The following is a 22063-nucleotide window of genomic DNA, read 5'->3' as shown; positions in this document are numbered from 1 at the left end:
GCTTTAATCCCAGTTTAAGATAACTTTGCCTGATTGACCTGAGGTCATAATGTCGAAGCCTTTTTGGAAATCATCGACTGGCATTTGATGCGTCAGTATCGGTGACAAATCAAGACCAGACTGCAACAAGCTCGCCATTTTGTACCAAGTCTCAAACATCTCGCGACCGTAAATTCCTTTGATCACTAGACCTTTGAAAATAACCTGGTTCCAATCAATCGCAACAGCAGTCGGTGGAATGCCCAACATGGCAATCTTGCCACCATGATTCATGGTTTCCAACATACTTGCGAAGGCAGATGGCACGCCAGACATTTCCAAACCGACGTCGAAGCCTTCTTTCATTCCGAGTTCAGACATGACATCCCGTAATTTTGTTTTCGTCACATCCACCGCACGCGTCGCACCCATTTTTTCGGCGAGCTCGAGTCGATACGGGTTCACATCGGTGATCACAACGTGGCGCGCGCCAACATGTCTGGCGACCGCCGCAGCCATAATACCGATTGGACCGGCGCCTGTGATTAAGACATCTTCGCCGACCAAATCAAAAGCCAGGGCAGTATGCACAGCATTACCAAATGGATCGAAAATGGCAGCAAGGTCATCGCTAATGTCATCCGGCAATTTGAACGCATTATCTGCAGGAATAACCAAGTATTCTGCAAAACAACCTTGACGATTCACACCGACACCAACGGTATTGCGACACAGATGCCGACGTCCGGCACGACAATTCCGGCAATGGCCGCAAGTAATATGGCCTTCACCGGATACGCGGTCGCCTTTCGCGAAACCGCGCACACCGTCACCCATGGCTTCAACAACACCAACATATTCATGACCGACAATCATCGGTACTGGAATGGTTTTCTGTGACCATTCATCCCATTTAAAAATGTGGACATCTGTTCCACAAATAGCCGTTTTCTTGATGCGGATGAGCAGGTCGTTATAGCCGTATTCCGGCTTCTCTGCTTCTGTCATCCAAATGCCGGGTTCGGCGTGCAATTTCGCTAAAGCTTTCATGTTCGACCTCCTTCTGATGGCCGTGACTCATTGGTCTCCGCTAGCAGAGACCAAACCACTAAATAATGTTCAAATCTTTACCGATACGAATAAAGGCATCTATTGCGCGATCAAGTTGTTCGCGTGAATGACCCGCTGACATTTGTGTCCGGATGCGTGCTTTGCCACGCGGAACTACCGGGAATGAGAAACCGACTACATAGATTCCCTCGGCCAACAATCGATCAGACATTTCGCTCGCTAACCGCGCATCACCAATCATGACGGGAATGATGGCATGGTCGGCGCCACTGAGGGTGAATCCCGCAGCGGTCATCTTGTTGCGGAAATGGGCAGCGTTTTCCCAAAGCCGCGCGCGTAGTTCGTCACCTTGTTCGAGCATCTCCAGTACGCGAATCGATGCTTGAACGATCGCTGGCGCAACGGAGTTAGAGAACAAATATGGGCGTGAACGTTGACGGAGCCAATCAATCACATGCTTCTTACCTGAGGTATAACCGCCCGAGGCTCCGCCCAATGCTTTTCCTAGAGTACCGGTGATAATGTCAACACGGCCCATGACGTCACAGTATTCATGGGTGCCGCGACCATTTTTGCCCAAGAATCCGGTAGCATGACAATCATCCATCATCACCAATGCACCATATTGGTCGGCTAAATCACAAATGCCTTTAAGGTTGGCAATCACACCGTCCATTGAGAACACACCGTCGGTTGCAATTAAGATGTGACGGGCGCCATCAGCTTTCGCTTGCTTCAACTGGGCTTCGAGGTCGGCCATATCGTTGTTCTTGTAACGATAGCGCTTGGATTTGCTCAACCGAATGCCATCAATAATACTGGCGTGATTGAGCTCATCGCTGATGATCGCATCTTCTGGACCCATCAAGGTTTCAAATAAGCCGCCATTCGCGTCGAAGCACGATGAATATAGAATGGTGTCTTCGGTGCCTAAAAAGTCGCTGAGTTTGCTTTCTAATGTTTTATGGATATTTTGCGTACCACAAATAAAGCGCACCGAGGCGGTCCCGAAGCCATGCTCGTCAAGACCTTGCTTGGCGGCTTCAATTAATTCATCGGCATTTGCTAAACCGAGGTAATTGTTGGCACAGAAATTGAGAACCGATTCGCCGTTGCCGACTTGAATTTCTGCGGCTTGTTCGCCCAGAATAATCCGTTCATTCTTGTACAAACCCTCTTCACGCAGCTCGTCAAGCTGCTGTTCAAGTTGTTGATAAAAATCTTGCTTCATGTAATTCTCCGCTCATTCAGACCAAACTTGGTCTCGGTCAGATTTATACCGCATAGTTTAACTGATCCGAGGGGCAATCCGCATCCTCATTTGCGGAACTGGAGAAAAATCATGCATAAACGCGCTATTTATCCCGGTACCTTTGATCCGATTACGAATGGGCATGCCGATTTAATCGAGCGCGCAGCGAACCTCTTTAGCGAAATTATCGTGGGCGTAGCTGCAAGTCCGAGCAAACAGCCGATGTTTAGCTTAGCCGAACGCGTTGAGTTAGTGCGCCAGGTCACCCGCGACTTGCCAAATGTAGAAGTGGTAGGTTTTAGCGGTTTGCTCGTTGATTTTGCCAAAGAACATGAAGCCACGGTGTTGATTCGCGGCTTACGTGCGGTTAGTGATTTTGAATACGAATTTCAACTGGCCAACATGAATCGGCGTTTATACGCTGAGTTAGAGAGTGTGTTTCTGACCCCCGCCGAAGAAAATTCCTTTATTTCGTCCACTTTAGTGAAAGAGGTCGCTCTGCATCATGGGGATGTACGACAGTTTACCGCTGCAGAAGTGACGGCTGCGCTTGAGGCAAAAATTAAGCAATCGAAACGCAGCTAAGTGCGACAAAGCGCAGCTTATAACGCCCGTTAGACTAGGAATTTTGTGTGTTTCGATGTAATATCGCGACCCATTAACCGTTTTCTATTCATTTGCACCGATCAGACCTGCAGGAGTCCAGCACATGGCCGATCTGGATTTGAGCCAATACGGCATCACAGACGTCACCGAAATTGTTCACAATCCTTCCTACGAACTGTTGTTCGAAGAAGAAACCCGTAGTGATCTGCATGGGTATGAAAAGGGTACTGTGACAAACCTTGGCGCTGTCGCCGTAGACACCGGAATTTTTACCGGACGCTCACCAAAAGACAAATATATTGTGCGTGATGAAACCACAGAAAACACATTGTGGTGGTCTGATCAAGGTAAGAATGATAACAAAGCTATTTCGCCAGCTATCTGGGCTGATTTGAAAGGCACGGTCACTTCACAGTTGTCCGGCAAACGCTTGTTTGTTGTCGATACCTACTGCGGCGCCAATGAAGATACGCGGTTAGCCGTGCGTTTCATAACTGAAGTGGCGTGGCAAGCACATTTCGTCAAGAACATGTTTATTCGCCCAAGTGCGGAAGAACTGAAAACGTTCAAGGCTGATTTCGTAGTCATGAACGGCGCGAAATGCATCAATCCGAAGTGGCAAGAACATGGCCTCAATTCTGAAAACTTTGTGGCATTTAACCTCACTGAGCGCATTCAATTAATCGGTGGCACTTGGTACGGCGGCGAAATGAAAAAAGGTATGTTCTCGATGATGAACTACTTTTTACCATTGCGCGGTGTGGCGTCTATGCATTGTTCAGCGAACGTCGGTAAAGATGGTGATGTCGCGGTATTCTTCGGTTTATCCGGCACCGGTAAAACCACCTTGTCGACCGATCCAAAGCGTGAGCTTATTGGTGATGACGAACATGGCTGGGATGACGATGGCGTGTTTAACTTTGAAGGCGGCTGTTACGCCAAAACCATCAACCTTTCGCAAGAAGCTGAGCCAGATATCTACAACGCCATCCGTCGTGATGCATTGCTTGAGAACGTCACTGTATTAGATGACGGTACCGTTGACTTCAATGACGGTTCCAAGACTGAAAACACCCGCGTTTCGTACCCGATTTATCACATCGATAACATCGTCAAGCCAGTTTCAAAGGCAGGTCACGCAAAGAAAGTTATCTTCCTAACTGCGGATGCATTCGGTGTGTTACCGCCGGTATCGAAATTGACTGACGCGCAAGCGAAGTATCACTTCTTGTCTGGCTTCACCGCCAAATTAGCGGGTACTGAACGTGGTATTACGGAACCGACTCCAACGTTCTCGAGCTGTTTCGGCGCCGCTTTCCTAAGCTTACACCCAACGCAGTACGCTGAAGTATTGGGCAAGCGTATGGCAGCGTCAGGCGCTGAAGCTTATTTGGTGAACACCGGTTGGAACGGCACTGGCAAACGTATTTCGATTAAAGCAACCCGCGCTATCATTGATGCCATCCTCGACGGTAGCATTGAAGATGCAGATTTTGTGCAGTTGCCCTACTTCAACTTGGCGATGCCAACCAGTCTGCCGGGTGTTGAAGACACATCAATTTTGGATCCACGCAACACTTACGATGATGCTGTGGAATGGGACGTCCGTGCGAAAGACTTAGCACAGCGCTTTGTCGCTAACTTCGAGAAGTTTACCGATAATGCTGAAGGCCAAGCGCTGGTTGCAGCAGGTCCACAGCTATAAGTTATTAAGATTTGTTAGATAAAGAAAAGGCGCCGGATGGCGCCTTTTTTAATGGAGTTATTTCAAATTCTCAGCGTGCGGCAGTTCATGTGCAGGAGCTTCAGTGCCACCCTCTACTAAGAAGTGGTTCATCCAGCGCATCATGCGCATACCATAGTCGAGCTGTGAAGCCACTCGGCGGTTACCATGACCTTCGCCCGGATAAAGTACAAGTCGCACGGGCACATTACCGTGAGTTTTCAGGTAGCGATACAGCTCCATCGACTGGCTCGGATGTACACGGGTGTCTTCTTTACCATGTAAGATCAGTATTGGCGTGCGTGCTTTCTCCGCATGATAAATAGGGCTACGCTCTAAATACCATTGCCATTTCTCCCACGGATAGCTGCGCGCATGAACAGCATGCATTTCTTTCGCAATATCGGTGGTACCAAACTTCGAAATGTTATCGCTGATTCCGACAAACATAACGCTCGCCGCAAAATGCTCAGTCAGTGCAGTGGCACCCCAAGCAGACGCAAAACCACCATATGAACCGCCAGTGATGCCGACCTTAGTACTGTCGACTAAGCCCATTTCAACTAAATGTTGTTTACCATCGACGAGGTCATCGAATTCTTTGCCAGCATAGTCATTCTGACCCAGCTTTGAGAATTCAACGCCACGACCGGTGCTACCACGATAATTCGGGAAGAATAGGGCGTAGCCTTGCTGTGCGGCATGTTTAACCGGGCTGGCATAACGATCCAACCAACCATTGCTGTAATGCGCTTCAGGACCACCATGAACGACCATAATCAAAGGGTATTGCTGACCTTCTTGATAGTCTGTCGGGTAGACCACAATCCCTTCGAGATCGAGACCATCACGAGCCTTGTAGCTAATCGTTTCTTGGCGCGGTAGTGTGATGTCCGCTAACCAAGGGTTGGAATCAGTTAAACGAATCAATTGCTGATTCTGTAAGCGGAACAATTCTGTCGGGTGTGCCGCTGTATGCGCTCGTACATAGACATCGCTTTGCCCTTCAGCAACTTCAATGTCGACCACAATGGCTTTACCGAGTTCTAACAAGGTACGGCTTTCTAACCATTGCATGGTAAGCGCTTGCACTTCACTTTCGGTGCCACGATGGCCTAACCAAACGAGTTCGTCATTACGACGCCAAGCGATATCTTGCACGTGACCCATGTAGTTTGGGAGTACTTCAACGCGCTCGTTTTCTTTTTGCGTATCGTAGACATAGAGGCGACCATCGGCGGGGTCGTTATAATCAGCAGCGCCGATCACTGCGACATAGCGACCATCTGGGGAGAACTCCGCTTTGCCAAGCTTGCCTACCGACTCGAACGAACCGACGGTTTCGCCGCTGTAATCGATGAGGCGATAGCTGCTGCTCATATAGTTGTCATCAACCAGCGCGGTTGGGGCCGCACGAACCAGAAGTTGTTCATGACCAGGACGGAAATCAACGGAGTAAATTTGTTCGTCGTCGGTTATTTGAACCGGATCTGTAGCTTCTGCTTGCGTATCGAACAGCCAAGCATGCGTAAATTTAAATTCTTCTTCGTAGATTTCTGCTTTAAAACCTTTTTTGCTTAACTTTTCGTCAGTTTCATCGGCTTTTGCCCGAGCGCGGAACGCAATGTAACGACCGTCATCGCTCAATGCATAACTACTGATTGCATTTTCATGTGCTAAGACGCGTTGCGCCTCGCCACCAGTAGTAGCAATACGATAGAGGCTGGTGTGCTTATCATCGCCACGCTTCGCAAGAAAATAGATGGCATCGCCATGTACTTGAATCGAACCCAAACTGTGTTTGCCGGTGATGAAAGGCACCGGGTCATTTTCACCAGTGACTGTAAACAACTCGGTATAGTTACTGCCGTCATCATCAACGTAGGGGGTGCGTGGAACATTGCGGGTAAACGCTGCCATCTGGCCATCAGCGGAGACGGCAGTACTGGTTATGGATTGAACCGTGATGGTCTCTTCTAATGTAATGTCACGCGCGAATAGTGGCGCACTTAACGTAAGCGCAGTGGTCGCAACCAAAAGGTTACGCAACAATGTGCTAGCCATTGAATTCTCCTTGTTCTGTTAATTTTTCGGCTCAATCTTAGCAGTAAAACTGTTGACTTCCCACGAAATCAAGCCACTCTATGCTGTTCTATACGCCGATTTGGGTGAAACAGGTTTACTGATGATTGATCAACTATTAATAGGCGCCATATTGCTGATTGCGCTGGTCTTTTTTGTATGGGACCGGTGGCGCTATGACATTGTTGGTATGGGTGCTTTGTTGTTGGCAGCTATTGTTGGGCTGGTTCCTGCACAAGAGGTCTTTGCTGGCTTCGGTAACGCTGCAGTAATTACCGTCGCTGCGGTGCTCGTGATCAGTCATGCACTCTGGCATTCGGGGGTAGTCGATGCCCTTGCGACTTTGGTCAAAAAAGCAGGCGATCGGCCTTGGGTACAAATGCTCGTGCTAACGAGTCTTACGACTTTTGTTTCAGCATTCATTAGTAATACCGGTGCTATGGCCATTATGATTCCGGTCGCGTTGCAATTAGCCCGTGTGAATAATGGAAGTGCCTCACGCGTATTGATGCCTATGGCGTTTGGCTCGCTGCTCGGTGGAACCATTACCATGATAGGTACGCCACCGAATATCATTATCTCGGATATTCGTGCCCAGGCCACCGGTGAGAGTTTTGGTATTTTTGATTTCACCCCAGTGGGTTTATCTGTGGCTGTCGGTGGCTTAGTGCTGATGTGGCTGGTGAGCCGTTGGTTGGTACCTGACAAAGCCGGTAGAAATAAATCGAACTCACCTTACGATTTGACGTCTTATTTGACCGAAATTTATATCCCTCCTGAAAATGATTTGATTGGCAGTACGCTTTACGAATTAGAGTCTAAGGTCAAAGAGAACTTTGCGGTGGTCGCGCTTAAACGCGGCAAAAATCAGATTACGGCACCACCACGCTATCAACGCTTTAAAGCCGAAGATGTTCTCATTGTGGAGGCTGATGCTGATACGTTGCAACAGATCTTGGACATTACGAACTTTGAGCTCAATGCTGACGAAGAAATCGACGAGCGCTTTCTGGTGTCGGATGAAATTAAGGTTATCGAGGGCATCGTTGGCCATGATTCTCGATTGATAGGTCGTTCGGCAGCAGATTTACGCTTGCGCCATCGGTTCGGCGTCAACGTGTTGGCGGTTGCTCGTCATGGTCAAACGCTCAAACCGAGTTTGTCGAATGTCCGCTTTAAGCCCGGCGATGTTCTCTTATTGCAGGGCGACAGTGAGGTACTCAATGATGTCTTCGTCCGTTTTGGCTGCTTTCCGCTGGCGCAACGAAGTCTTCGTATCGGCAACCAAAAGCAATTTATTTTACCTATTACCATCTTTGCGTCTGCTATTTTACTCAGCGCATTAGGGCTGCTATCGGTACCGGTTGCTTTTACCTTGGCGGCTGGACTGATGGTCGTCACCAACGTCATGCCGCTGCGCGAATTATATGAGAATATCGAATGGCCCATCATTGTCCTGCTTGGTGCGACGATACCGCTCGGTGGTGCGCTTGAGCGAAGCGGTGCCGCCGATACCTTGGCTAATGCAGCGCTCGCTATTAGCCAAGATGCGCCTGCTGCGGTCGCGATTATTGTGTTGATGGTGGCGACTATTCTGTTGTCCAATATCGTGAATAATGCGGCTGCCGCAGTGCTGATGGCACCGATTGGTATTAGTATGGCAGGCTCGCTGGGAGCATCGATTGATCCGTTTTTGATGGCCGTTGCTATCGGCGCCGCTTTACCGTTTTTGACGCCTATTGGACATCAATCGAATATTCTCGTGATGGGTCCTGGTGGTTATAGCTTCAGTGATTATTGGAAGTTAGGTTTACCACTCACCGTATTAGTGGTAGCCATGGCGGTGCCGATTATTCTGTGGATGTGGCCGCTGAGCGCGTAGCCGCGGCGCCGCGGGCAACCAGGCGCACTTGCTGAATAGTGCGCTCAGTAATACATTCCCGCTCGTCATCGCTTGCATCAATAACATCAGCACCCGCACTGAAAACAATTCGAACAATAGCGTCGGCTTGTAGGTCTGCCAGTTGACGTGAAAATTGCTGCTCAGCCACTAAGTAATCAACTAATTCAGCGGCAAAATGTTCAACTTCGCGCTGCACAGCCAAACGAAACTCTCGTGAGTTGCCTGATTTTTCCTGCAGTAATAGGCGAAAGATAGCTGGATGGTCCGCAACAAACGCCATAAACGTCATGACCGACGAGCGAATGATCGAGCCACCTTTGGCGATTTGCTGCCGCGATTGCCGTAACAACTGCCGTAGCGCTAACCCGCCCTCATCAACCAAGGTCAAACCAAGTTCGTCCATATTTTGAAAGTGGCGATAGAAGGAGGTGGGGGCAATACCTGCCTCGCGTGCAACTTCACGCAAACTCAAGCTCGCGTAGCCATGCTCAGCACTGAGCTGATTCATTGCTGCTTGAATCAATGCCCGTCGAGTTTTTTCCTTTTGTGCCGCGCGGATACCTGCCATGGCCTGCCTTGTGTAAAGAGTTGAACTGGCGTGCATTATTGCAGTCTCACTACAGAGCTGCAAATAGTCTGTGACCTACACCGAATTTGAAGTCCATTCGTCGCATTTTGGGTTTACTTTCGCGGTGAAGCCAAGTACATTCAGCGTACACGTGTTCGCTAAAATAAATTGATAGCAGTGCGTGATTCTTTTTCTCAGTTATGTGGTTGGTTTTATGTCTGTGTCATCTGCGCCAGAAACGTCTGGTAAGCCCCCGATTATTTGGTTAAACACCTTAGTTTTTGCCATTACTTTTGCAATTTCTGCAATTGGTGTGCCTTGGTATGGCATCACGTATGGTTTTTCTACCGGTATGATTGTTGCGCTACTTGGAACCATTGCGTTCGCGGGTATCTCGATCACCGCCGGCTACCACCGTTTATGGGCGCATAAAACCTATGACGCGCATTGGTCGCTGCGCATTTTATTTGCTTTAGGCGGCGCGCTAGCAGTACAGAACAGTGCGCTGCATTGGTCGTCTGATCACCGTGAGCATCACAAACATGTAGATGACAACGACCACGACCCATATTCAGCGAAGCGCGGCTTTTGGTATTCGCATATTGGTTGGATGCTGCGTGAATATCAGGCATCAAAATACAGCAACTACGATAACGTCAAAGACCTTCAGCAAGACCCTATTGTGATGTGGCAACACCGTCATTATTTGTTGCTCACGCTAATCACGACTATTGGCTGGCCAATTGCCATTGGCTTTATGCTGGGTGATGTTTGGGGAGCAGTCTTATTAGTTGGTTTTGCCCGCTTGGTGATTAACCATCATACGACGTTCTTCATTAACTCGCTGGCGCATATTTGGGGTAAGCAAACTTATACCGATCGCAACACTGCGCGTGACAACGGCTTTTTAGCCTTTTTGACTTTCGGTGAGGGCTATCACAACTATCACCACATTTTCTCAGCCGACTATCGGAATGGTATTCGGTGGTGGCATTTCGATCCGACCAAATGGTTGATTCGGAGCTGCTCATGGTTAGGTTTAACGAAGAACTTAAAACGCACCAACGGCTATCAAATTGAAAAAGCACGATTGGCTATGCAATTTAAGCGGTTACAGGATAAAGCTCCAATTGCGTGTGAAAACACGCGTGAACGTTTGCATGAAGAGTACGATGCACTCATGTTACGGTTGCGTGAGTATTATCAAGCGCGCAAGCAGTTGCTCGATACCAAAGCGAAAGCGCTGGCTGATCAAATGCATTTGATCACTTTGGCCGAACTGCAGCAAAAAGTCATTGAAATGCGTGAAGCGTTGCAGACGCACAAGCGTGAATTTCGACGCTTAATGCAAACCGTGATGCAGCAACGCTCAATCGCGTAACATTTGATTGAAGAAGCGAAGAAGTCGGTTATGACTTCTTCGCTTTCGCAAAGGCATCTGCAAAGGCAGAACCCATTGCAGAATTTGCGGCTGGAGCCGGCTTCGTTGCCGGCTTTTGTTTGTGTTGCGCTGGCGAACTCGAGCGCTTCTCAGCTCGAGCTGCTGGCGCTCCAGTTGCCGCAGGAACTTCATCAGTTAACCGCATCGTCAAGCCGATACGTTTGCGCGGCAAATCAACTTCCAACACTTTGACTTTGACGATATCTCCTGCCTTTACCACTTCGCGCGGGTCTGAGATGAATTTATCAGACAATGCCGAGACATGAACCAAACCATCTTGATGCACACCAATATCCACAAACGCACCAAACGCTGCGACGTTACTCACAACACCCTCGAGAGTCATGCCAGGCTTCAGGTCAGCCATGGTATCGACGTCTTCTTTAAATGAGGCTGTTTTAAACTCTGGGCGCGGGTCGCGACCGGGTTTGTCGAGTTCGCGCAAGATATCTTGAACCGTTGGCAAGCCAAATTGGTCATCGGTGTAGTCTTCAGCGCGCAATTGCTTAAGAAAACTTGAATCGCCAATCAGTTCGGCAACCTGCTTGTTCGCTTGCTGCGCAATCCGTTCAACCACAGGGTAAGCTTCAGGGTGCACCGCCGACGCATCTAAGGGTGTATCACCATGCATAATCCGTAAGAAACCTGCCGCTTGCTCGAATGACTTTGGCCCCATGCGTGCCACTTTCAATAATTGCTGACGAGTAGCAAATCGACCATTGGTATCACGATGGGCGACGATATTTTGCGCCATCGTCCGAGTTAAACCAGCAACCCGAGCAAGCAATGCAACTGAAGCTGTGTTCAGATCAACGCCAACGGCGTTTACACAGTCTTCGACGACCGCATCGAGACTTTGCGCCAGTTGCGCTTGACTCACGTCATGCTGATACTGGCCTACACCAATGGACTTCGGTTCAATTTTCACGAGTTCGGCGAGCGGATCTTGCAGACGACGGGCGATAGACACGGCACCGCGCAAGGAGACGTCTAAATCAGGGAATTCTTGTGCTGCTAACTCAGAAGCCGAGTAAACCGAGGCCCCCGCTTCATTAACGATGACCTTGCTCGCTTTAATATCTGGATTCGCCTTTAGCATTTCAGCGACCAGTTTGTCGGTTTCACGTGAATAGGTGCCGTTACCAATCGAAATCAGCTCAACCTTATGTTGCTTGCACATGCCCGCTAGCGTGCGCATTGATTTATCGACTTGGTTCTGTGGCTGGAATGGGAATACCGTGTTGGTGCCCAGCACTTTACCGGTATTATCGACGACTGCAACTTTAATGCCTGTGCGAACACCTGGATCCAGTCCCATCGTGACTTTGGCACCTGCAGGTGCCGCCATCATGAGGTCTTTTAGATTATTCGCAAAAATCTGAATCGCATCAGTTTCGGCACGTTCCCGAATACTGGCGAATAACTCGGTTTCCATATGCAGCAATATCTTGATGCGCCATGTCCATGCCACGGTTTGTTGTAGCCATGCATCAGCGGCGCGGCCACTGTCTTGAATAGACAAGTGAGCGGCAATCAACTGTTCACCGTAACTGCGCGCTTTCGGGTCGTCTTGTTGTGGGTCTGGATTCAGCTTGAGCTGCAAGATACCCTCATTGCGTCCACGGAATAGTGCGAGCGCGCGATGTGAAGGAATCTTTTTAACCGCCTCGCTGAACTCAAAATAATCGCGATACTTTGCGCCTTCCACCTCTTTACCGGTTGCAACTGTGCTGGTAACTTCGGCGTTATTCCACAAATATTCCCGTATTTTCTTCAATAATGCAGCATTTTCGGCGAACTTCTCCATCAGGATGAAGCGTGCACCCTCTAACACCGCTTTGGTGTCAGCAAAGCCCGCATCAACGTTAATGAATTCTGCAGCAGCTGCTTCTGGGTCAGTCGTCGGCTCTGCCAGTAACCTATCGGCTAACGGCTCGAGTCCCGCCTCAATCGCAATTTGGCCTTTCGTGCGACGTTTTGGTTTAAAGGGGAGGTATAAGTCTTCTAGTTCGGTTTTCGATTGGGTGGTGAGAATCGCATCTCTCAGGTCGTCGGATAGTTTCCCTTGGTCTTTGATACTGGCCAAGATCACCTGGCGGCGATCATCTAACTCGCGCAAATAGGTAAGGCGTTGTGCCAGATTCCGTAACTGTGTGTCGTCGAGGCCGCCGGTGGCTTCTTTTCGATAACGGGCAATAAATGGCACCGTAGAACCGTCGTCGAGCAGCGCAACAACCGCTTGTACTTGTTGTGGTTGTACCGATAATTCTGTTGCGATTTGCTGTGTAATCCAGCTCATAACTTCTCTCTCGCCTAGTCTCATACCCAAAAAAGTGGGCACAAGTATATCAGCCTCTGCGATGAAGCGAAGTCATGCTATGAAAAACTTTACCCAGGTTGGAGGATTAGGACCGGTCAAGCCGTTGAGTCGAGGTAATGGATGGCGACCACATACCATTGTTTGATCCCTGTTGGCGTTGGCACCGCCACCTCGTCGTCGACTGCTTTGCCTAAACAGGCCCGTGCCATCGGCGCGTCAATGGAGATAACATCGTTACGGCCATAAATCTCATCAGGCCCAACAATCCGAAACGTACGCGTATCACCCGCATCATTTTCAATGGTTACTTGCGCACCAAAGAAGACTTTGCCTTCTTGCTGCGGTGCATAATCGACAATCTTCAAATCTTCTAGGCGCTTGCGCAAAAAGCGTATGCGCTTGTCAATTTGTCGCAGCTTCTGCTTGTTGTATTTATAGTCTGCGTTTTCACTGCGATCGCCTAAACTGGCCGCCCAAGCCACCTTCTCAGTGGTCTCACGGCGGTCAACGCGCCACAGTTGATCAAGCTCTTGTTGCAACTGCAGGTAGCCTGCTCGTGTGATTAAATTGGTTCTCATAGCAACTTGAACAATACCCCGAAACGATAGAGCGCATTAGTGTACTGAGGATGCCCAAACTTGAATAGGCTTAATCCGGCTCAGGATAGCCGTAACGTGTGCCCGATAGGACTGGGTGATAACTGTCTAAGCCGCTAATGGCCACTGCATCCAGTTCGGCAATATCCACATATCCATCGGCTTCGATGACTTTTTGCGGACAGCGAACCCAGGCAATTTCGCCGATTACCAACAAAGTACCATTGTGTTTGATAGGGAGTACCTCGACCAATCGCATGCCAATGCTCAATTCGCTCTCAGCCACGAAGGGCGCGGCGAACTTGTCGACATAGCTAGCTGTGAGGCCGACGGCGTCGAACTCCGACACATCGCGAGGGTATTTAGCCGCAGCTTGATGGGCTGCAGGCAACATTTTCGGGCTGACATGGTTATATGTATATACCCCAGTGGCTTGCAGATTATCCAAGCTGTGCCGAGCCACGGTCGTGGGTCGCGTTACGTGCGCAAATAGTGGAGGATTCGCACCCAGATGCACCACCGAACTCAGCATAGCCAAGTTGGTTGAACCATCCGCATCCGCAGTACCAATCAAATTGGCGCTTTTAAATCCAGATAGACTATTAATGAACTGAGCGCGATACCGTGATGGCATAGCATCAATGTCGGCACGATGTAGTGTCTGTGTCATGTCTCATGAACTCGCGTTATGGTATGAGTGTGGTAGTTAGAGCTGATGGATACGTGGATTTGATAGCAGATGATCAATGCTACACAACGAAGGTAGGTACGCGATGAAGTTTCAAACGCATGAGGTAATGAACCAAGCGCCGGAGCTGGAAGACTACAACAGCTTCTTACGAGATCAAGCACTGCAAGATGCCTTGCAGCGCGAGGGCGCAAGTTGGGCGCGAGCCGATGTGGAACGATTTGGCGCAGTAACGGGCAGCGCCGCGAGCATTGCGCTCGGGTATCAGGCCAATGCGCATAAACCGCAGTTGCATACGCATGATCGTTTTGGTCATCGAGTCGATAAAGTTGAGTTTCATCCGGCCTATCATCAACTGATGCAAACGGCGATCGCGGAAGGCTTGCATGCGAGCCCTTGGCAACAGTCACAATTGGGTGCGCATGTGGCACGAGCAGCAAAGTATTATCTGCATACGCAAGTTGAAGCGGCCCATGGTTGCCCAATTACTATGACCTTTGCTGTGGTTCCGGCGCTAAAGCAGCAATCCAATGTCGCGGCGGAGTGGCTGCCTCGTGTTTTGACCAACGAGTATGATCCAAGAGATATCCCAGCTAATCAGAAGCGTGGGATCACATTCGGTATGGGAATGACTGAAAAGCAAGGTGGCTCGGATGTTCGTGCGAATACCACGATCGCTAAAGCGATTGGATCAGCAGGGTCTGGGGAGCTTTATGAGTTGGTCGGACATAAGTGGTTTTTGTCAGCGCCCATGTGCGATGCATTTTTAATGTTGGCTCAAACCAATGTTGGATTGAGTTGCTTCTTGGTACCACGTTGGCGTCCGGATGGAACCAAAAACCCCCTCGAATTGGTGCGCTTGAAAGACAAAATGGGGAATGTCGCGAATGCGTCTAGTGAAGTCGAGTTACGCGGCGCCCAAGGCTGGTTGATTGGTGCCGAGGGCAAAGGGGTACGCACCATCATCGAGATGGTGGCGATGACCCGCTTTGATTGCATGATAGGTTCAGCAGCGGGAATGCGCCAAGCTGTAGTGCAAGCTGTCCACCATTGTCAGCATCGGCGAGCGTTCGGTAGAACACTGGTTGAGCAACCCTTGATGAGTAATGTGCTCGCTGATCTAGCGCTGGAGAGCGAAGCTGCATTAACTCTAACCATGCGGATGGCACGTGCGATGGATCATCAAGAGCAAACGCATGAACAGTTGCTTGCTCGGTTAGCCGTGGCAATAGGTAAGTACTGGATTTGCAAACGTACACCGCAGCATGCTTACGAGGCTATGGAGTGTCTGGGTGGGAATGGCGTTATGGAAAACTGCATCATGCCGCGTCTCTATCGTGAAGCGCCTATCAACGCTATTTGGGAAGGAAGTGGCAATATCCAATGCTTGGATGTGTTACGCGCCATTGAAAAGCAACCTGAAACACTTGAGGCTTATTTTGCTGAAGTCGCGCGTGCTGAAGGTGCGAATAGTGGGTTAGATACGTCCATAAAACAATTAAAAAATTGGTTTAGTCAGCGCTACGAAGTGGAGGAACGGCAAGGACAAGCACGTCGAATTGTTGATCAACTGGCGGTGACGCTACAAGGGGCACTACTGCAACAACATGCGCCGAACGCCATCGCTGATGCGTTCTGTGTCAGTCGTTTAGGAACCGATTGGGGACTGAATTATGGTACGTTACCTATCGGAATAAATAGACAAGCCATCATTGATCGCTGCTTTTCAACGGGATAAGTTGTTGATCAACATCAGCAGAGGATAACAAGGTCATGCAATCTTTTTTCAAAGTCGCGACCCTTTGTGCGGCAACCCTTACGGTTGGCTTAGCGTCAAGTTTGAGCGCAGCAAACCCAGTTAAAATCGACTATCAAGAGCCGGCGCAAGAGATCATTGATATTGTCGATGCAGCGCCATCACCCGGTGGGAGTTTGAGCCCGGATGGTTCGCTGTTGCTAGTTACTGGCTATCCAGCGCTACCGGACATTTATGATTTGGCAGCCGAAGAAATCAAACTTGCTGGACGTCGAATCAACCCCGCCAACTACACCGTCAGCCAAGCGCGATACATTAGCGATGTAAAACTTGTCGATGTAGCCAGTGGTGATAGCCGAGTTATCTCTGGGTTGCCGGATGATCTCAAGGCTTTGGGTGCCGCATGGTCGCCGGATGGAAATTACATTGCGGTAGCGCAGCAAGAGCTGGATCAAGTGCAATTGTGGTTGGTTGATGTGCGCAAAGCCGAAGCCAGCCTATGGTCAAGCACACCGCTGAATGCAGTGTGGGGTGCGCGGTTAGAATGGCGTCATGATAGTGCTGGTCTGTATAGCTATACCGTTGCTTCTGGGCTAACGAAACCCGAAGCGGCAGTCGTACCAAGTGGTCCAGTCATTACCGAAAGTCGTGGACGCACAGCGCCGGGCCGGACCTACCAAGATTTACTTCAAAACAAATATGATGAGTCCTTGTTTGATTATTACTTCACCAGCCGTGTGACTTATTTCGGTCTCAATGGTGATGAACGCGTGTTAGGTGAACCGGCTATTTATAATGGTCTCAGTCTGTCTCCGAATGATGAGTTTTTGCTGACCTCGGTGATTGAACGGCCATACTCTTATGCCGTGCCCCATTATCGTTTTCCGCAAACCACCCGCGTCTGGAATCAACAAGGTGAAGTTGTTTACACCGTGGTCGAGCAGCCGCTTGCCGATAACCTACCAATTGCTTTTGATGCGGTAGTGCAAGGTCGTCGCGATGTTAGCTGGCGGAACGATGCTGATGCAACATTAGTGTGGGCGCAAGCAACCGACCAAGGTGACCCAGCCGTGGAGGCAGAGATTCGCGATCAAGTATTCCAACAGGCCGCGCCATTTACCGAAGAGCCACAGAAGCTCGCTGACTTAACCAAGCGCTATGGTCGTTTGTTGGCTGCCGATGCTGAACATGTGTTGATTTGGGAACGTTGGTGGGCAGATCGTGATGAGAAATTATGGTTAGTGGATGCGACCGGTCAGCGTGAGACTCAACTCGTTTGGGAACGCTCGTGGGAAGACCGCTACAACGATCCAGGTACACCCTTTACCGTGCAAGAAGATGGTCGCCGGCTTCTTTACTTAGATGATGGCGCAATGCTACTCAGTGGCAACGGGGCTTCCGCTGAGGGAGATCGCCCATTTATCGATCGCTACACACTGAGTACCGGTGAAGCGGAGCGGTTATGGCGCAGTGAAGCGCCATATTATGAGTCGCCACGCGCATTGCTCGATCCGACGGAACTGACTTTCCTGACTCAGCGTGAAGGCGTGAATGACCCAGCTGATTTCTTTGTGCGTGATGTGGACGACAATAATCTCGTGGCGCTGACTGATACTCCGCATCCAATGCCACATACACTCGGTATTACGCGTGAATTGATCACGTATGAGCGCGAAGACGGCCTAGCGATGTCAGCGGAGATGTATCTACCTGCTGGCTACAACCCTGAAACCGATGGGCCGCTGCCGACGATTGTTTGGGCCTATCCGCGTGAGTACAAGAGTTCAGCGGCAGCTGCGCAGATTTCTGGTTCGCCATACGAATTTGTGCGGATTAGCTACTGGGCACCGCAATATTTAGCAACTCAAGGGTATGCGGTACTTGATAGCGCCACCATGCCGATTGTCGGTGAGGGCGATGCGAAACCGAACGACACCTTTATCGAGCAATTGGTCATGAACGGTAAAGCCGCTATTAAAGCAGGTGTAGACCGGGGTGTGACCGATCCGGCGCGAGTCGCACTCGGAGGCCATTCGTATGGTGCCTTTATGACTGCCAATATGCTGGCGCACAGTGATTTATTTACTGCCGGTATTGCGCGTAGTGGTGCATATAACCGCAGCTTGACGCCTTTTGGTTTTCAGCGTGAAGAACGCACCGTTTGGGATGACCCTGACCTGTACGTGCAAATGTCACCGTTCTTCCATGCGCACAAAATCAATGAGCCGTTACTGATGATTCACGGCGCCAATGACAACAACTCAGGTACTTTCCCAATGCAGTCTGAGCGTTTGTATCAAGCCGTTAAAGGCTTAGGTGGCACGACACGATTGGTGATGTTGCCATTTGAGTCACACGGTTACCGTGCTCGCGAGTCGGTATTGCACATGCTGTGGGAGCAAACCAACTGGCTGGACGAGTTTGTGAAAAACGCCGAGTAAACGCTAGTCGCAAAGGGCCAGTAGCCAACCGCTACTGGCCCTTTTACATTTTGTTGCAATCAATCCCTTCTGGTTACACCCTGCTGTTTGTGTCGCTTTCAACCATCTTTTATAGTAATTTCAATCAGCGTGAAACGGGTAACAATGGGAGAGCGCCCGCATGACTCAGGAAACCTTTAAAGTTTTAGTAGTGGATGACGATGCACGGCTACGCGGCTTGTTGGAGCGCTATTTAACCGAACAGGGTTTTTATGTTCGTGCTGCGGCTCAAAGTGAGCAGATGGATCGCTTACTGGAACGCGAAAACTTTCATCTCATGGTGCTAGACCTCATGTTACCGGGCGAGGATGGGCTCTCCATCTGTCGTCGCTTGCGTCAGAAAAACAACGATATTCCGATAGTCATGCTGACGGCCAAAGGTGACGAAGTAGACCGCATTATCGGTCTTGAGCTAGGCGCCGATGACTACTTAGCAAAACCTTTCAACCCGCGTGAATTGCTCGCGCGCATTCGTGCCGTGTTGCGTCGTCGTGGTAAAGAGATACCCGGTGCGCCGTCCAGCAGTGACGAAATGATTGAGTTTGGCGAGTTTAAACTTAATCTTGGGACCCGCGAAATGTTCCGTGGTGACGAACCCATGCCACTGACCAGCGGTGAATTTGCGGTACTTAAAGCTTTGGTCACGCATCCGCGCCAACCCATGTCACGTGACAAGCTCATGAATCAAGCTCGCGGTCGTGATTACAGTGCGCTAGAGCGCAGTATTGATGTGCAAGTATCACGGTTACGGCGCATGCTCGAAGTCGACCCGGCGAATCCTCGTTATATTCAAACCGTTTGGGGTTTGGGTTACGTGTTTGTTCCAGACGGCAATACCAAGGCTACTTCCTAACCTATGCGCCTGTTTCCCCGATCAGCGTTTGCGCGAACCGTAGCGCTGATCGCGACCTTATTGCTTATCAACCAAATAATTTCCTATGTCATGGTCGGTTTGTACGTCGTGCAACCGAGCATGCAACAGGTGACTTCAGTGATCGCACGCCAAATAGAGGGCGCGTTGATACTGGATGAATGGATTCGTGAAAGTGATACCTTTCCGCGCGACAAACGTGACTTAGCGCTGCGTTATACCGAAGCCACCGGTATCCAAGGCTTTTCGCAAGAAGATGCTCTAGAAAATGGCTTGCGACAAACCACCAGTTATAGTTTTTTGTCGAACCGCATGCGTGATTTACTCGGCGCCGAAACGGAAGTGCGCGTGTCGCAAGGCGAGCAGTTCTATGTGTGGGTGGAGACTGAGCGGTTGTCAGGCTATTGGCTGCGAGTCGAAGTCGATAGTTTTAATGAATCACGTTTTTCACCCTTGCTGTTTTACCTCATTCTGATCGGTATTTTGAGTGTGCTCGGTGGCATGCTGTTTACGAACTGGCAGAACCGACCGCTGAAAAGCCTCGAGCGTGCGGCACGGCAAATTGGGCGTGGCGATTATCCCGAACAATTGCCTGAGCGCGGCTCCACGGAGGTGATTGCGGTAACGCGTGCATTTAACCAGATGTCGAAAGGTGTGCAGCAATTGGAGCAAGATCGAGCGCTGCTAATGGCGGGTGTGTCTCATGATCTGCGCACCCCGTTAACGCGCATTCGACTGGCCACCGAAATGATGCCACCGAATGAAGATTATTTGGCCGAGGGAATCATCAGTGACATTGATGATATGAATGCGATTATCGATCAATTTATTGATTACGTGCGGGTGGATACATCTGCGGATCAAGATTGCGAAAACCTCAATTTCTTAGTTGAGGATGTTGTTGGTCATTTGCCCGAAACCTGGCACGCGCAAGTGACGGTTAATTATCAGTCCATGCCAGATGTGCCCGTTCGTGCGATTTCGATTAAACGGGTCTTACTCAATTTGCTCGAAAATGCGGAACGCTACGGCAAGGATAAAATCATTATTGATACCGGCTATGACGAGGAATCTGCCAAGGTCTGGGTGGTAGTCTGTGACAATGGGCCGGGTATTCCCGCTGATCAAATTGAGCATTTGTTACAACCCTTTACCCAGGGTGACAAGGCACGCGCAACGAAGGGATCGGGTCTCGGGTTGGCTATCGTCAAGCGTATTGTTGAACGTCACCATGGGCATGTAGTGTTCAGCCGCAGCGAACGCCTTGGCGGCTTATGCGTTCGCGTAGAGCTTCCCGTCACACCTAGTGCCAGTAAACCTATCTAACTCGGTTCAATCCGTTCAACGCTGCGACCCGATACGCTTCAGCCATAGTAGGATAGTTAAAGGTAGTATTGACGAAATACTCGATAGTATTGCCGTCACCTTTTTGTTCCATGATGGCCTGCCCAATGTGGATGATTTCCGCAGCTCGCTCACCAAAGCAATGAATACCCAGCACCTCTTTAGTGTCACGGTGGAAAAGAATTTTTAAATTCCCAACCAACATGTTTGAGATTTGCGCGCGGGCAAGATGTTTAAACTGAGCACGACCAACCTCGTAGGGTACCTTTTGTGCGGTCAGTTCTTCCTCAGTTTTACCGACAGAGCTGATCTCCGGAATAGTGTAAATACCTGTCGGGATATCACTGATCAAGCGTTGCTCACAATCACCATGCAGCATGGCTGTCGCGCAAATACGTCCTTGGTCATAGGCCGCACTGGCAAGGGATGGATAGCCGATGATGTCGCCTACGGCATAGATAGTGTCGACTGAAGTTTGATAGTGCTTGGATACTTCCAATTGGCCACGATAGTTGGGTTCGAGTCCCACTTTATCAACCGCGAGCTCTTCGATATTCCCCGAACGGCCATTCGCAAAGAGTAAACAATCCGCGACAATTCGCTTGCCAGATTCGGTCATCAGAACAACGCCATCGTCAGTGCCTTTGATGGAGGCATATTCTTCGTTATGGCGAATAACCACGCCACTATTGCGCAAATGATACGACAGGGCGTCTGAAATTTCGGCGTCTAAGAATGACAGCAAGCGGTCACGCGTGTTCACCAAATCAACCTTCACACCCAAACCACGGAAGATACTGGCATACTCGCAACCCACCACCCCAGCTCCATAAATAATGATGCTCTTTGGCTCATGTTTCAGATCGAGTACGGTATCGGAGTCATAAATGCGCTCATGTGTGAAATCAACGTCTTTCGGATGGTATGGGCGCGAGCCGCTGGCAATAACTACTTGTTCGGTGGTGACAAACTCCAAGGTGCCATCGGCTTGTTTGATTTGTAATTCGTGGGCGTTGACGAAACTGGCAGTGCCGTGCACCACATCAACACCATTACGTTGATAAAAACCGCTGCGCAGTTGCACTTGTTTGCGAATGACGCCTTGTGCGTGTTTGAGAATTTCGGCAAAGGTCAGGCCACGTTGCACGCGCTCGCCAGAAAATAGTGGATTAGTATTGTACTCAATCAAACGACTGACCGAATGGCGCAACGCTTTCGACGGTATCGTACCCCAGTGAGTACAACCACCACCAATGGATTGATGCTTCTCGATCATCAGCACTTTACGGCCATTTTTGGCAAGTTGCATCGCAGCGCCTTCACCACCTGGACCACTGCCGATCACCACCGCATCATATTGTCTCTGCGTTTTTGTCATCGTTT

At 49.8% G+C, this 22063-nt stretch carries 16 protein-coding genes; 8 read left to right on the top strand and 8 right to left on the bottom strand.

Annotation, left to right across the window (positions count from 1 at the left end; translation table 11 throughout):
* Nucleotides 1-3: 3 nt before the first annotated feature.
* Together tdh and CWE22_RS07030 are read right to left on the bottom strand one after the other, a co-directional pair.
* Nucleotides 4-1029, bottom strand: a complete 1026-nt coding sequence (tdh, locus tag CWE22_RS07035) for an L-threonine 3-dehydrogenase (protein WP_169930623.1) — start codon at nt 1027-1029, stop codon at nt 4-6.
* Between the two features lie 58 nt (nt 1030-1087).
* Nucleotides 1088-2281, bottom strand: a complete 1194-nt coding sequence (locus CWE22_RS07030) for a glycine C-acetyltransferase (RefSeq protein WP_169930622.1) — start codon at nt 2279-2281, stop codon at nt 1088-1090.
* Between the two features lie 111 nt (nt 2282-2392).
* On the opposite strand from CWE22_RS07030, the gene coaD reads away from it, so the two are divergent.
* Nucleotides 2393-2887: a pantetheine-phosphate adenylyltransferase gene (gene coaD / locus CWE22_RS07025; protein WP_169930621.1), complete on the top strand. Its 495-nt coding sequence runs from the start codon at nt 2393-2395 to the stop codon at nt 2885-2887.
* A 124-nt stretch (nt 2888-3011) separates the two neighbouring features.
* Nucleotides 3012-4613, top strand: a complete 1602-nt coding sequence (gene pckA / locus CWE22_RS07020) for a phosphoenolpyruvate carboxykinase (ATP) (RefSeq protein WP_169930620.1) — start codon at nt 3012-3014, stop codon at nt 4611-4613.
* Between the two features lie 57 nt (nt 4614-4670).
* Here the strand turns inward: pckA and CWE22_RS07015 are convergent, their stop codons facing one another.
* Nucleotides 4671-6695 (bottom strand): S9 family peptidase, encoded by a 2025-nt coding sequence (locus tag CWE22_RS07015; protein ID WP_169930619.1) that lies wholly within the window; start codon nt 6693-6695, stop codon nt 4671-4673.
* A gap of 121 nt (nt 6696-6816) precedes the next feature.
* Here CWE22_RS07015 and CWE22_RS07010 point away from each other — a divergent pair, with 121 nt between their 5' ends.
* Nucleotides 6817-8595: an SLC13 family permease gene (locus CWE22_RS07010; RefSeq protein ID WP_169930618.1), complete on the top strand. Its 1779-nt coding sequence runs from the start codon at nt 6817-6819 to the stop codon at nt 8593-8595.
* Here CWE22_RS07010 and fabR read toward each other — a convergent pair.
* Nucleotides 8564-9184 carry an HTH-type transcriptional repressor FabR gene (fabR, locus tag CWE22_RS07005; protein WP_169930617.1) on the bottom strand — a complete coding sequence of 207 codons (621 nt, stop codon included), beginning with the start codon at nt 9182-9184 and terminating at the stop codon, nt 8564-8566. The genes CWE22_RS07010 and fabR overlap by 32 nt on opposite strands.
* A 214-nt stretch (nt 9185-9398) precedes the next feature.
* On the opposite strand from fabR, the gene CWE22_RS07000 reads away from it, so the two are divergent.
* Nucleotides 9399-10565, top strand: coding sequence for a fatty acid desaturase (locus CWE22_RS07000; RefSeq protein WP_169930616.1), 1167 nt, complete (start codon nt 9399-9401; stop codon nt 10563-10565).
* A gap of 28 nt (nt 10566-10593) precedes the next feature.
* Here CWE22_RS07000 and CWE22_RS06995 read toward each other — a convergent pair whose 3' ends face one another.
* The 3 genes from CWE22_RS06995 to CWE22_RS06985 all read right to left on the bottom strand — a co-directional run bounded on the left by CWE22_RS06995 (nt 10594) and on the right by CWE22_RS06985 (nt 14211).
* Nucleotides 10594-12924, bottom strand: coding sequence for a Tex family protein (locus tag CWE22_RS06995; RefSeq protein WP_169930615.1), 2331 nt, complete (start codon nt 12922-12924; stop codon nt 10594-10596).
* 116 nt (nt 12925-13040) lie between these two features.
* Entirely contained in the window at nt 13041-13523 is a 483-nt protein-coding gene (gene greB, locus CWE22_RS06990) for a transcription elongation factor GreB (RefSeq protein WP_169930614.1), read from the bottom strand.
* Between the two features lie 70 nt (nt 13524-13593).
* Nucleotides 13594-14211: a flavin reductase family protein gene (locus CWE22_RS06985; protein WP_169930613.1), complete on the bottom strand. Its 618-nt coding sequence runs from the start codon at nt 14209-14211 to the stop codon at nt 13594-13596.
* 103 nt (nt 14212-14314) lie between these two features.
* Here CWE22_RS06985 and CWE22_RS06980 point away from each other — a divergent pair, with 103 nt between their 5' ends.
* From CWE22_RS06980 to envZ, 4 genes are all read left to right on the top strand, one after another.
* Nucleotides 14315-15967, top strand: coding sequence for an isovaleryl-CoA dehydrogenase (locus CWE22_RS06980; RefSeq protein WP_244595973.1), 1653 nt, complete (start codon nt 14315-14317; stop codon nt 15965-15967).
* Between the two features lie 35 nt (nt 15968-16002).
* Nucleotides 16003-18426: a S9 family peptidase gene (locus CWE22_RS06975; RefSeq protein WP_169930611.1), complete on the top strand. Its 2424-nt coding sequence runs from the start codon at nt 16003-16005 to the stop codon at nt 18424-18426.
* A 160-nt stretch (nt 18427-18586) separates the two neighbouring features.
* Entirely contained in the window at nt 18587-19318 is a 732-nt protein-coding gene (gene ompR, locus CWE22_RS06970; protein WP_169930610.1) for an osmolarity response regulator transcription factor OmpR, read from the top strand.
* Between the two features lie 3 nt (nt 19319-19321).
* Nucleotides 19322-20662 (top strand): two-component system sensor histidine kinase EnvZ, encoded by a 1341-nt coding sequence (envZ, locus tag CWE22_RS06965; protein ID WP_169930609.1) that lies wholly within the window; start codon nt 19322-19324, stop codon nt 20660-20662.
* Here the strand turns inward: envZ and sthA are convergent.
* Nucleotides 20655-22058 carry a Si-specific NAD(P)(+) transhydrogenase gene (gene sthA / locus CWE22_RS06960; RefSeq protein ID WP_169930608.1) on the bottom strand — a complete coding sequence of 468 codons (1404 nt, stop codon included), beginning with the start codon at nt 22056-22058 and terminating at the stop codon, nt 20655-20657. The two genes, envZ and sthA, sit on opposite strands and share 8 nt — an antisense overlap.
* Between the last annotated feature and the right edge of the window lie 5 nt (nt 22059-22063).

Origin of the sequence: Pseudidiomarina aestuarii (assembly GCF_003987355.1) — a bacterium.
GTDB classification, from domain to species: domain Bacteria; phylum Pseudomonadota; class Gammaproteobacteria; order Enterobacterales; family Alteromonadaceae; genus Pseudidiomarina; species Pseudidiomarina aestuarii.
The sequence above is the reverse complement of the archived record's forward strand: the minus strand, read 5'-3'. Positions and strand labels throughout refer to the sequence as shown.

Bases quoted from the DNA above. Each gene is read 5' to 3' on its own strand.
- CWE22_RS07015 (WP_169930619.1), bottom strand. From the start codon at position 6,695: ATGGCTAGCACATTGTTGCGTAACCTTTTGGTTGCGACCACTGCGCTT.
- CWE22_RS07000 (WP_169930616.1), top strand. From the start codon at position 9,399: ATGTCTGTGTCATCTGCGCCAGAAACGTCTGGTAAGCCCCCGATTATT.
- CWE22_RS07030 (WP_169930622.1), bottom strand. From the start codon at position 2,281: ATGAAGCAAGATTTTTATCAACAACTTGAACAGCAGCTTGACGAGCTG.
- CWE22_RS07010 (WP_169930618.1), top strand. From the start codon at position 6,817: ATGATTGATCAACTATTAATAGGCGCCATATTGCTGATTGCGCTGGTC.
- ompR (WP_169930610.1), top strand. From the start codon at position 18,587: ATGACTCAGGAAACCTTTAAAGTTTTAGTAGTGGATGACGATGCACGG.
- CWE22_RS06985 (WP_169930613.1), bottom strand. From the start codon at position 14,211: ATGACACAGACACTACATCGTGCCGACATTGATGCTATGCCATCACGG.
- fabR (WP_169930617.1), bottom strand. From the start codon at position 9,184: ATGGCAGGTATCCGCGCGGCACAAAAGGAAAAAACTCGACGGGCATTG.
- CWE22_RS06975 (WP_169930611.1), top strand. From the start codon at position 16,003: ATGCAATCTTTTTTCAAAGTCGCGACCCTTTGTGCGGCAACCCTTACG.
- greB (WP_169930614.1), bottom strand. From the start codon at position 13,523: ATGAGAACCAATTTAATCACACGAGCAGGCTACCTGCAGTTGCAACAA.
- envZ (WP_169930609.1), top strand. From the start codon at position 19,322: ATGCGCCTGTTTCCCCGATCAGCGTTTGCGCGAACCGTAGCGCTGATC.
- tdh (WP_169930623.1), bottom strand. From the start codon at position 1,029: ATGAAAGCTTTAGCGAAATTGCACGCCGAACCCGGCATTTGGATGACA.
- sthA (WP_169930608.1), bottom strand. From the start codon at position 22,058: ATGACAAAAACGCAGAGACAATATGATGCGGTGGTGATCGGCAGTGGT.
- coaD (WP_169930621.1), top strand. From the start codon at position 2,393: ATGCATAAACGCGCTATTTATCCCGGTACCTTTGATCCGATTACGAAT.
- CWE22_RS06995 (WP_169930615.1), bottom strand. From the start codon at position 12,924: ATGAGCTGGATTACACAGCAAATCGCAACAGAATTATCGGTACAACCA.
- CWE22_RS06980 (WP_244595973.1), top strand. From the start codon at position 14,315: ATGAAGTTTCAAACGCATGAGGTAATGAACCAAGCGCCGGAGCTGGAA.
- pckA (WP_169930620.1), top strand. From the start codon at position 3,012: ATGGCCGATCTGGATTTGAGCCAATACGGCATCACAGACGTCACCGAA.